Source organism: Lysobacter soli, from assembly GCF_003382285.1.
Taxonomy (GTDB): domain Bacteria; phylum Pseudomonadota; class Gammaproteobacteria; order Xanthomonadales; family Xanthomonadaceae; genus Lysobacter_J; species Lysobacter_J soli.
Genome location: NZ_QTJR01000013.1, coordinates 33,267 through 42,959, shown reverse-complemented (window position 1 = coordinate 42,959; position 9,693 = coordinate 33,267). Strand labels below are relative to the sequence as shown.

Sequence of the window (9,693 nt, the reverse complement as noted above, 5' to 3'; positions counted from 1 at the left end):
CCACTGCGGCGCTTTCCTTCGGGAAGGGGCCGCAACCAGCGAAATGAGGTGCAGGAAGCGCCTCGTGTTCGCCAGACAGGGACATGTCGCACGGCGCGCTCCGTACGTTCCGGGCCTTCGGGCTTCCAAGGAACGCTAAACGGGGCTCTTCGTGCGTTCTACTCCGTCTGGGCGGGCCGGGTAACCGGTCTGCCTTGTTTTTTGAGGCATGGAAGCTCCGGGGCGAGGGTGCAGCTCCGGGGTATTTGCATTTTTCAGGGGTACGGCACACCCAGAGGCCGGCCCGTCGCTCTTTTAACCAAGGAATTCCGTCATGGCGGACCAAAAGATCCGAATCCGGCTCAAAGCGTACGATCATCGCCTGATCGACCGCTCGGCCAGCGAGATCGTCGAGACGGCTAAGCGCACCGGTGCCCAGGTCAAGGGCCCGATTCCGCTGCCGACCAAGATCGAGCGCTACACCATTCTCGTTTCGCCGCACGCCGACAAGGACGCGCGCGACCAGTACGAGACCCGCACGCACAAGCGCGTGCTCGACATCGTCGATCCGAACGACAAGACCGTGGACGCGCTGATGAAGCTCGAACTCGCGGCTGGCGTCGACGTCCAGATCAAGCTGACCTGAGGCTCCCACCATGACCGCGAAGAAGTATTCGTTGGGCATCGTCGGTCGCAAGGCCGGCATGAGCCGTTTCTTCACTGAAGACGGCAAGTCGGTTCCGGTGACGCTGATCGAAGCGACCCCGAACCGCATCACCCAGATCAAGACCGACGACACCGACGGCTACAGCGCCGTGCAGGTCACCGTCGGCGTGCGCCGCGCCGCGCTCGTCAACAAGCCGGAAGCCGGTCACCTCGCCAAGGCGAAGGTCGAAGCCGGTCGTGGCCTGTGGGAGCTGCGCGTGGAAGCCGACCAGATCGGTGGCTTTGAAGTGGGCGGCGAGATCAAGGCCGACATCTTCAGCGCCGGCCAGCTGGTCGACGTCCAGGGCGTGACGAAGGGCAAGGGCTTCCAGGGCACGATCAAGCGCTGGAACTTCACGATGGGCGACGCGACGCACGGTAACTCGCTGTCGCACCGTTCGCCGGGCTCCATCGGCCAGCGCCAGACGCCGGGCCGTGTGTTCCCGGGCAAGAAGATGTCCGGCCACATGGGCGACGAAACCCAGACCACGCAGCGCCTGGAAGTGGTGAAGGTCGACGCCGAGCGCGGCCTGATCGCCATCAAGGGTGCCGTGCCGGGTGCGCCGGGTGGCGACGTCATCGTGCGTCCCTCGAGCAAGGCATAAGGAGAGATGACGATGGAACTCGCCATCACCAACAGCAGCAAGACTGTGTCGGTTTCCGACGCGATCTTCGGCCGCGAATTCAGCGAAGACCTGGTCCACCAGGTTGTCGTTGCGTATCGCAACGCCGGTCGCGCCGGCACCAAGGCGCAGAAGACCCGTTCTGAAGTCAACGGTACGACCAAGAAGTCGAAGAAGCAGAAGGGCGGCGGTGCGCGTCATGGCGCGCTGACGGCTCCGATCTTCGTCGGCGGCGGCGTGACCTTCGCGGCCAAGCCGCGCAGCTTCGCGCAGAAGGTCAACCGCAAGATGTACCGCGCCGCGATCGCCGCGATCCTGTCCGAGCTGAACCGCCAGGGCCGCATCAAGGTTGTCGAGTCGTTCGATCTGGACGCTCCGAAGACCTCCGGCCTGATCTCCAAGCTGAAGGGCCTGGAAGTCGGTCGTCGTCCGCTGATCGTCACCGAAGACGCCACCGAGAACCTGTACCTCTCGGCGCGCAACCTGCCGTACGTCGAAGTGCGTGACGTCCAGGGCCTGGATCCGGTTTCCCTCGTGGGCGCCGACTCGGTCGTGGTCACCGCCGACGCGGTCAAGAAGATCGAGGAGTGGCTGGCATGAACGAGGCCAAGCTCTACAACATCATCCGTGCGCCGCGCGTGTCCGAAAAGACCGCCCGTCTGCAGGAAGTTTCCAACCAGTACGTCTTCGAAGTCGCGACGGACGCTACCAAGGCCGACATCAAGGTCGCCGTGGAAAAGCTGTTCGAAGTGAAGGTTGAAGCGGTCAACGTCGTGAACGTCAAGGGCAAGAACAAGTCCTTCCGTTTTCGCGCCGGTAGCCGCGGCAGCTGGCGCAAGGCGTACGTGACGCTGGCCGAAGGCCAGTCGATCGACGTGATGGCCAAGGCCTGAGGAAAGACCCATGGCATTGATGACTTTCAAGCCCACCTCCGCCGGCCGCCGCAGCGCGGTTCGCGTGGTGACCCCGGGCCTGCACAAGGGCGCGCCGCACGCGGCGCTCGTCGAGAAGCAGGGCAAGACCGGCGGTCGTAACCACCACGGCCGTATCACCACCCGTCACATCGGTGGTGGTCACAAGCAGCACTACCGCATCATCGATTTCAAGCGCGACAAGGAGGGCATCCCCGCCCGTGTCGAACGCATTGAATACGATCCGAACCGCACCGCGCACATCGCGCTGCTGTGCTACGTCGACGGTGAGCGCCGTTACATCATCGCCCCGAAGGGCCTGAAGGATGGCGACCAGGTGATCGCGGGCCGTGACGCCCCGATCCGCGTGGGCAACACGCTCCCGCTGACCAACGTTCCGGTCGGTACGACGGTGTGCTGCGTCGAAATGAAGCCGGGCAAGGGCGCCCAGCTGGCCCGCGCGGCCGGCGCCAGCGCCTATCTGGTCGCTCGCGAGCAGGGCTACGCCACGCTGCGTCTTCGCTCCGGCGAAATGCGCAAGGTGCCGGCCGAGTGCCGCGCCACCATCGGCGAAGTCGGCAACGACGAGCACAACCTCGAGAAGCTGGGCAAGGCCGGTGCGGCGCGTTGGCGCGGCATCAAGCCGACCGTCCGCGGTGCGGCCATGAACCCGGTCGACCACCCGCACGGCGGTGGTGAGGCCAAGGCCGGCCAGGGTAACCCGCATCCGGTCACCCCGTGGGGTGTGCCGACCAAGGGTTACAAGACCCGCAAGAACAAGCGCACCCAGCAGTTCATCGTGCGCGATCGCAGGAGCTAATCGGCCATGGCACGTTCACTGAAGAAAGGCCCGTTCGTCGACCACCACCTGATGAAGAAGGTGGAGACCGCGGGCAACAACAAGAAGCCGATCAAGACCTGGTCGCGTCGCTCGATGGTGCTGCCGGAGATGGTGGGTTTCACCATCGCGGTGCACAACGGCAAGAACCACATCCCGGTGTTGGTCAACGAAAACATGGTTGGCCACAAGCTTGGCGAATTCGCCCTGACCCGTACGTTCAAGGGTCACGGCGGCGACAAGAAGTCGGGCAAGTAAGGAGATGACCATGGAAGCGAAAGCCATCCTGCGCACCGCGCGCATCTCCCCGCAGAAGGCCCGCCTGGTCGCTGACCAGGTGCGTGGTCTGTCGGCCGAGCGCGCCGTCAACCTGCTGAAGTTCTCGGACAAGAAGGCTGCCCACCTGATCAAGAAGGTGGTGGAGTCCGCGATTGCCAACGCCGAGAACAACCAGGGCGCCGACATCGACGAGCTCAAGGTCAAGACCATCATGGTGGACGAGGGTCCCGCACTGAAGCGCTTCATGGCGCGTGCGAAGGGCCGCGGCACCCGCATCCTCAAGCGCACCAGCCACATCACTGTGGTTGTGGGCGCGGGCAAGTAAGGCGGAGTCAGACAATGGGTCATAAAGTACATCCCACCGGCATCCGCCTGGGCATCGCCAAGGACTGGAACTCCAAGTGGTTTGCCAACAAGAAGCAGTACGCCGGATTCCTGGCGGCGGACCTGAAGGTCCGTGATCTGCTGCGCAAGAAGCTGGCTCAGGCCGGCATCTCGAAGATCTTCATCGAGCGTCCGGCGAACAACGCCCGCGTGACGATCCACACCGCCCGCCCGGGCGTGGTGATCGGCAAGCGCGGCGAGGACATCGAGAAGCTGCGCAAGGAAGTGAGCGACGTGATGGGCGTTCCGGCGCACATCAACGTCACCGAGGTCCGCAAGCCGGAACTCGACGCGCAGCTGGTCGCCGAGTCGATCGCGCAGCAGCTCGAGCGCCGCATCATGTTCCGTCGCGCGATGAAGCGCGCCGTGGGCAATGCGATGCGCCTGGGCGCCCTGGGCATCAAGGTCAACGTTGGTGGTCGTCTGAACGGTGCGGAAATCGCGCGTTCGGAGTGGTACCGCGAAGGTCGCGTGCCGCTGCACACGCTGCGTGCCGACATCGACTACGGCTTCGCTGAAGCCAAGACGACCTACGGCATCATCGGCATCAAGGTCTGGATCTACAAGGGCGAGGTGTTCGACTTCTCGCAGGTGGGCCAGGAGAAGCAGGAAGAAGCGCCGCGTGCAGAGCGCAGCGAGCGTCCGGCCCGTCCGGCGCGCGCCAACCGCGAGGCGAGGGACTAAGCCATGTTGCAACCCAAGCGAACCAAGTACCGCAAGGTACACAAGGGCCGCAATGAAGGCCTGAGCTGGAACGGCAACGCCGTCAGCTTCGGCGAGTACGGCCTGAAGGCGACGGCGCACGGTCAGCTGACCGCGCGCCAGATCGAGGCCGCGCGTCGTTCCATCAGCCGCTACGTCAAGCGCGGCGGCAAGATGTGGATCCGCGTGTTCCCCGACAAGCCGATCACCAAGAAGCCGATCGAAGTCCGAATGGGCTCCGGTAAGGGCAACGTCGAGTACTGGGTCGCCCAGATCCAGCCCGGTCGCATGATTTACGAGATCGAAGGCGTGGCAGAGGACGTGGCGCGTGAAGCGTTCCGTCTGGCCGCCGCCAAGCTCTCGGTGACCACCACTTTCGTTACCCGGACGGTGCGCTAATGGAACTCAAGCAACTGCGCGAGAAGTCGGCCGACGAACTGAAGGCCCACCTGGCCGAGCTGCACAAGGAGAGCTTCGCCCTCCGCATGCAGAAGGCCACGGGCCAGCTCGCCAAGACCCATGAGTCCCGCCGCGTGCGCCGCGAGATCGCTCGCGTGAACATGCTGCTCGGCGAGAAGAAGTAAGGACCCTGTCATGACCGACAACAATACAGAGAAGGCTGTCCGCACGGTTGAAGGCCGGGTCGTCAGCAACAAGATGGACAAGACCGTCACCGTGCTCGTCGAGCGCCAGGTCAAGCACGCGCTGTACGGCAAGTACATCCGCCGCTCGACCAAGCTCCACGCCCACGACGCCGACAACGCCTGCAAGGAAGGCGATGTCGTGCGGGTGAAGGAAATTGCGCCGATGTCGAAGACCAAGAACTGGAGCGTGGTTGAGATCGTCAGCCGCGCGGCCGAATAAGAGGAGGCTGAGTCATGATCCAGATGCAGAGCTACCTCGATGTGGCTGACAACTCCGGTGCCAAGGAAGTGATGTGCATCAAGGTGCTGGGCGGCTCGAAGCGCCGTTATGCCGGCATCGGCGACATCATCAAGGTCACCGTCAAGGACGCGATCCCGCGTGGCAAGGTCAAGAAGGGCGACGTCTACGACGCCGTCGTCGTGCGCACCCGCAAGGGCGTGCGTCGTCCGGACGGTTCGCTGATCCGCTTCGACGGCAATGCCGCCGTGCTCCTGAACAACAAGCAGGAACCGATCGGTACCCGCATCTTCGGGCCTGTGACCCGCGAGCTGCGTACCGAGAAGTTCATGAAGATCGTCTCGCTCGCTCCTGAAGTGCTCTGAGCGGAGGAATTATATGAACCGTATCCGCAAGGGCGATCAGGTGATCGTCACCACCGGCAAGGACAAGGGCAAGAAGGGCGAAGTGGTGCGCGTGCTCGGCGAGAAGGTCGTCGTGTCGAACATCAACGTCGTCAAGCGCCACACCAAGCCGAACCCCCAGGCTGGCCAGCCGGGCGGCGTGGTCGAGCGCGAAGCGCCGATCCACATTTCCAACGTGATGCTCTTCAACCCGGCCACCGGCAAGGGTGAGCGCATTGCTTTCAAGGTGCTGGAGGATGGACGCAAACTGCGTGTGTTCCGCTCCAGCGGTGAGGCGGTTGACGCCTGAGGAATGCTGAAATGACCACCCGTCTCGAAAAGTTCTACAAGGACGAAGTCGTCCCGGCCCTGACCAAGAAGTTCGGTTACACGAACCCGATGGAAGTGCCGCGCCTGACCAAGATCACGATCAACATGGGCGTCGGCGAAGCCGCGACGAACAAGAAGATCCTGGAGAACGCGGTCGCCGACCTGACGAAGATTGCCGGCCAGAAGCCGATCGTGACCAAGTCCCGCGTGTCGGTGGCTTCGTTCAAGATCCGCGACGGCTGGCCGATCGGCTGCAAGGTGACGCTGCGTCGCGCCCACATGTTCGAGTTCCTCGACCGTCTGATCAACATCTCGCTGCCGCGCGTGCGTGACTTCCGCGGCGTGTCGGGTCGTTCGTTCGATGGCCGTGGCAACTACAACATGGGCGTCAAGGAACAGATCATCTTCCCGGAAATCGACTTCGACGCCGTAGACGCGATCCGCGGCATGGACATCGCGATCACCACGACCGCGAAGACCGACGCCGAAGCCAAGGCGCTGCTGGAAGCCTTCCGCTTCCCGTTCCGCAACTAACTCGAGGATTGAACAATGGCTAAGACCTCCATGGTCAACCGCGAGATCAAGCGGGCGAAGCTGGCCAAGCAGCACGGTGCCAAGCGCGAAGCGCTGAAGAAGATCATCTCCAGCCAGACCGCTTCGTACGAAGAGAAGCTTGACGCGGTCACCAAGCTGCAGAAGCTGCCGCGCGACTCCTCGCCGAGCCGCCAGCGCAACCGCTGCGAGCTGTCGGGCCGTCCGCGTGGCGTCTATCGCAAGTTCGGCCTCGGCCGCAACATGCTGCGCAAGGCGACCATGAACGGCGACGTTCCGGGTCTGCGCAAGGCGAGCTGGTAACACCGGGCGCCGGCAAGTCTGCTAGACTTGTCGGCTCGCTCGCGTCAGGCCCCGGCCGACAGGGCGGGGCGCCTGTAGGGAACTTCCACGTTCCCGCGGGCACTACAACTGAATTCGCAATCCCGCGGATATCGGTGCTACTCATAGGTGCATTAATTCATGAGCATGACTGATCCCATTGCCGACATGCTGGTCCGCATCAAGAATGCGGCGGCTGTCCGGAAGCAGACGGTGAAGATGCCGTCTTCGAAGATCAAGGTGGCCATCGCCAAGGTTCTGCAGGACGAGGGCTACATCCTGGATTCCCGCGTGACCGACGTCGGCGCCGGCAAGTCCGAACTCGAAATCTCGCTGAAGTACTACGAAGGCAAGCCGGTGATCGAGCGCCTCGAGCGCTACTCCCGTTCGGGTCTGCGCCAGTACCGCGGCAAGGCCAAGCTGCCGAAGGTCCTGGGCGGCCTCGGCATCGCCATCATCTCCACCTCGAAGGGCATCATGACCGACGCGCAGGCGCGCCAGCAGGGCGTCGGCGGTGAAGTCCTGTGCTTCGTGGCCTAAGGGAGGAATAGACATGTCCCGAGTTGCCAAGAAGCCGGTCGCCCTCCCGAAGGGCGTCGAACTCAACATCCAGGCCGATTCGATCAGCGCGAAGGGCCCGAAGGGCACCCTGAGCGTCGCGAAGCCGGCCGGTATCAACGTCAACGTCGACAACGGTACCGCCACGTTCTCTTCCGAGGACGCGGCGCTGATCCCGCTGGCCGGCACGCTGCGCGCGATCCTGGCCAACATGGTCAAGGGCGTCTCCGAAGGTTTCGAGCGCAAGCTCGAGCTCGTCGGCGTCGGTTACCGCGCCTCGATGCAGGGCAAGGACCTGAACCTGGCGCTGGGTTTCTCGCACCCCGTCGTGCTCGCGGCTCCGGCCGGCATCACGATCGCCACGCCGACACAGACCGAAATCGTCATCGCCGGTGCCGACAAGCAGGCGGTGGGTGAGTTCGCTGCCAAGATCCGCGCTGTTCGTCCGCCGGAGCCCTACAAGGGCAAGGGTGTGAAGTACGCCGGCGAAGTCATCATCCGCAAGGAAGCCAAGAAGGCCTAATCGGCGCTTCAGCTTTCGGAGATACGCAAATGAACAAGAACACCGCCCGCCTGCGCCGCGCCAAGTCGACCCGTGCGCACATCCGCGAACTCGGCGTGCCGCGCCTGTCGGTGCTGCGCACCGGCCAGCACCTGTACGCCCAGGTCTTCACCTCCGACGGTTCCAAGGTCCTGGCTTCGGCTTCGACCGTGCAGTCCGACGTGATGGAAGGCCTGAAGAACGGCAAGAACGCCGACGCCGCCGCCAAGGTCGGTCGCATGATCGCCGAGAAGGCGAAGGCTGCCGGCATCGAGAAGGTCGCGTTCGACCGCTCCGGCTACCGTTACCACGGCCGCATCAAGGCCCTGGCTGACGCCGCCCGCGAAGGTGGCCTGCAGTTCTGATGTCTTGAAGGCGTGGGGATCCGTCCCCACGCCTGGATTTCTGCCCGCCGGCATGGGGAATGCCGGGCGCGACCATGGATTCCCATGTTCGCGAAACATCCGCACCACCTCACAACGATAAGCGGCCACGCCGCAAATCCCTTAACTACCGAGCAATCGAAATGGCAGAAGAACAACGTGCACCGCGGGGTCGTGATCGCGACCGCAACCGCGAAGAGATCGACGACGGCATGATCGAGAAGCTGATCGCGGTCAACCGCGTCAGCAAGACCGTCAAGGGCGGTCGCCAGTTCACCTTCACCGCGCTGACGGTGGTGGGCGACGGCAACGGCAAGGTCGGCTTCGGTTACGGCAAGGCGCGCGAAGTGCCGGTCGCCATCCAGAAGTCGATGGAGTACGCCCGCAAGTCGATGGCGAACGTCGACCTGAACAACGGCACCCTGTGGCACTCGGTCAAGGCCGGCCACGGCGCTGCCCGCGTGTTCATGCAGCCCGCCTCCGAAGGTACCGGCGTGATCGCCGGTGGCGCGATGCGCGCCGTCCTGGAAGCCGTCGGCGTGAAGAACGTGCTGGCCAAGGCCGTCGGTTCGCGCAACCCGATCAACCTGGTTCGCGCCACGCTGAAGGGCCTGTCCGACATGCATTCGCCGGCGAAGATCGCTGCGAAGCGTGGCAAGAAGGTGGAGGACCTGATCAATGGCTAAGAACGAAGCAGTCGCCGGCGGCACCGTGAAGGTGCGCCTGGTCAAGGGTCTTCGTGGCACCCAGTCGCGTCACCGCCTGTCGGTGCGTGCGCTGGGCCTGAACAAGCTCAACGATGTGCGTGAACTGAAGGACAGCCCGCAGGTTCGCGGCCTGATCAATCAGCTCCATTACCTCGTCCGAGTCGAGGAGTAATCAAGATGCGTCTCAACACTCTGCAGCCCGCCGAGGGCGCCCGCACCGAGCGCACCCGCGTCGGTCGCGGTATCGGTTCCGGCCTGGGCAAGACCGCGGGTCGCGGCCACAAGGGCTCGTTCGCGCGCTCGGGCAAGGGCAAGATCAAGGCCGGCTTCGAAGGCGGCCAGATGCCGATGCAGCGCCGTCTGCCGAAGATCGGTTTCCGTTCGAAGCTGTCCAAGGACACGGCCGAAGTGCTGCTGTACCAGCTGGACAAGCTGCCGGCCGGCGACGTCGATTTCGCTGCGCTGAAGGCTGCCAAGCTGGTCCCGAGCACCGCGAAGCAGGCCAAGATCGTGGTGAAGGGCGAGCTGACCAAGAAGTTCGTGCTGAAGGGCGTGGCCGCCACGGCCGGCGCCAAGGCCGCGATCGAAGCGGCCGGCGGCAAGGTCGAGGAGTAA

21 protein-coding genes are annotated in these 9,693 nt (G+C 64.0%); all 21 read left to right on the top strand.

Going from position 1 to position 9,693, the window contains the following annotated elements; genetic code table 11:
• The first annotated feature begins 313 nt into the window (after positions 1–313).
• The 21 genes from rpsJ to rplO all read left to right on the top strand — a co-directional run bounded on the left by rpsJ (position 314) and on the right by rplO (position 9,693).
• Positions 314–625 carry a 30S ribosomal protein S10 gene (gene rpsJ / locus DX912_RS15405; RefSeq protein WP_036137876.1) on the top strand — a complete coding sequence of 104 codons (312 nt, stop codon included), beginning with the start codon at positions 314–316 and terminating at the stop codon, positions 623–625.
• Positions 626–635: 10 nt separating this feature from the next.
• Positions 636–1,289 (top strand): 50S ribosomal protein L3, encoded by a 654-nt coding sequence (gene rplC, locus DX912_RS15400; RefSeq protein WP_115843877.1) that lies wholly within the window; start codon positions 636–638, stop codon positions 1,287–1,289.
• 12 nt (positions 1,290–1,301) lie between these two features.
• Positions 1,302–1,907 carry a 50S ribosomal protein L4 gene (rplD, locus tag DX912_RS15395; RefSeq protein WP_115843979.1) on the top strand — a complete coding sequence of 202 codons (606 nt, stop codon included), beginning with the start codon at positions 1,302–1,304 and terminating at the stop codon, positions 1,905–1,907.
• On the top strand, positions 1,904–2,200 hold the full coding sequence (gene rplW, locus DX912_RS15390) for a 50S ribosomal protein L23 (RefSeq protein WP_115843875.1): 297 nt from the start codon (positions 1,904–1,906) through the stop codon (positions 2,198–2,200). Before rplD ends, rplW begins: the two co-directional genes overlap by 4 nt.
• A gap of 10 nt (positions 2,201–2,210) precedes the next feature.
• Entirely contained in the window at positions 2,211–3,038 is an 828-nt protein-coding gene (gene rplB / locus DX912_RS15385) for a 50S ribosomal protein L2 (RefSeq protein WP_115843872.1), read from the top strand.
• 6 nt (positions 3,039–3,044) lie between these two features.
• Positions 3,045–3,314, top strand: a complete 270-nt coding sequence (gene rpsS / locus DX912_RS15380; protein ID WP_057943874.1) for a 30S ribosomal protein S19 — start codon at positions 3,045–3,047, stop codon at positions 3,312–3,314.
• Between the two features lie 10 nt (positions 3,315–3,324).
• On the top strand, positions 3,325–3,660 hold the full coding sequence (gene rplV / locus DX912_RS15375; RefSeq protein WP_115843977.1) for a 50S ribosomal protein L22: 336 nt from the start codon (positions 3,325–3,327) through the stop codon (positions 3,658–3,660).
• Between the two features lie 14 nt (positions 3,661–3,674).
• A complete protein-coding gene (gene rpsC / locus DX912_RS15370) occupies positions 3,675–4,403 on the top strand; it encodes a 30S ribosomal protein S3 (RefSeq protein ID WP_115843870.1) in 729 nt (242 codons plus the stop codon).
• A gap of 3 nt (positions 4,404–4,406) precedes the next feature.
• The gene (gene rplP / locus DX912_RS15365; RefSeq protein ID WP_055902334.1) at positions 4,407–4,820 is read left to right on the top strand and encodes a 50S ribosomal protein L16; all 414 of its coding nucleotides are present in this window, start codon (positions 4,407–4,409) and stop codon (positions 4,818–4,820) included.
• On the top strand, positions 4,820–5,005 hold the full coding sequence (gene rpmC, locus DX912_RS15360; protein ID WP_115843868.1) for a 50S ribosomal protein L29: 186 nt from the start codon (positions 4,820–4,822) through the stop codon (positions 5,003–5,005). Before rplP ends, rpmC begins: the two co-directional genes overlap by 1 nt.
• A 10-nt stretch (positions 5,006–5,015) precedes the next feature.
• Positions 5,016–5,285 (top strand): 30S ribosomal protein S17, encoded by a 270-nt coding sequence (rpsQ, locus tag DX912_RS15355; protein WP_115843866.1) that lies wholly within the window; start codon positions 5,016–5,018, stop codon positions 5,283–5,285.
• A gap of 14 nt (positions 5,286–5,299) precedes the next feature.
• Positions 5,300–5,668 carry a 50S ribosomal protein L14 gene (gene rplN / locus DX912_RS15350; protein ID WP_056136003.1) on the top strand — a complete coding sequence of 123 codons (369 nt, stop codon included), beginning with the start codon at positions 5,300–5,302 and terminating at the stop codon, positions 5,666–5,668.
• A gap of 13 nt (positions 5,669–5,681) precedes the next feature.
• The gene (rplX, locus tag DX912_RS15345; protein WP_115843864.1) at positions 5,682–5,996 is read left to right on the top strand and encodes a 50S ribosomal protein L24; all 315 of its coding nucleotides are present in this window, start codon (positions 5,682–5,684) and stop codon (positions 5,994–5,996) included.
• 11 nt (positions 5,997–6,007) lie between these two features.
• On the top strand, positions 6,008–6,550 hold the full coding sequence (gene rplE / locus DX912_RS15340; RefSeq protein ID WP_115843862.1) for a 50S ribosomal protein L5: 543 nt from the start codon (positions 6,008–6,010) through the stop codon (positions 6,548–6,550).
• A gap of 15 nt (positions 6,551–6,565) precedes the next feature.
• Positions 6,566–6,871: a 30S ribosomal protein S14 gene (rpsN, locus tag DX912_RS15335; RefSeq protein WP_115843859.1), complete on the top strand. Its 306-nt coding sequence runs from the start codon at positions 6,566–6,568 to the stop codon at positions 6,869–6,871.
• Positions 6,872–7,030: 159 nt separating this feature from the next.
• Positions 7,031–7,429: a 30S ribosomal protein S8 gene (gene rpsH / locus DX912_RS15330; protein ID WP_115843857.1), complete on the top strand. Its 399-nt coding sequence runs from the start codon at positions 7,031–7,033 to the stop codon at positions 7,427–7,429.
• 13 nt (positions 7,430–7,442) lie between these two features.
• Positions 7,443–7,970, top strand: a complete 528-nt coding sequence (gene rplF / locus DX912_RS15325) for a 50S ribosomal protein L6 (protein ID WP_115843855.1) — start codon at positions 7,443–7,445, stop codon at positions 7,968–7,970.
• A 29-nt stretch (positions 7,971–7,999) separates the two neighbouring features.
• Positions 8,000–8,353, top strand: coding sequence for a 50S ribosomal protein L18 (gene rplR / locus DX912_RS15320; protein ID WP_115843852.1), 354 nt, complete (start codon positions 8,000–8,002; stop codon positions 8,351–8,353).
• A 161-nt stretch (positions 8,354–8,514) separates the two neighbouring features.
• On the top strand, positions 8,515–9,057 hold the full coding sequence (gene rpsE, locus DX912_RS15315; protein WP_115843850.1) for a 30S ribosomal protein S5: 543 nt from the start codon (positions 8,515–8,517) through the stop codon (positions 9,055–9,057).
• Positions 9,050–9,250 (top strand): 50S ribosomal protein L30, encoded by a 201-nt coding sequence (gene rpmD, locus DX912_RS15310; protein WP_115843848.1) that lies wholly within the window; start codon positions 9,050–9,052, stop codon positions 9,248–9,250. Before rpsE ends, rpmD begins: the two co-directional genes overlap by 8 nt.
• Positions 9,250–9,693: a 50S ribosomal protein L15 gene (gene rplO / locus DX912_RS15305; RefSeq protein WP_181902862.1), complete on the top strand. Its 444-nt coding sequence runs from the start codon at positions 9,250–9,252 to the stop codon at positions 9,691–9,693. The genes rpmD and rplO overlap by 1 nt, the downstream gene beginning before the upstream one ends.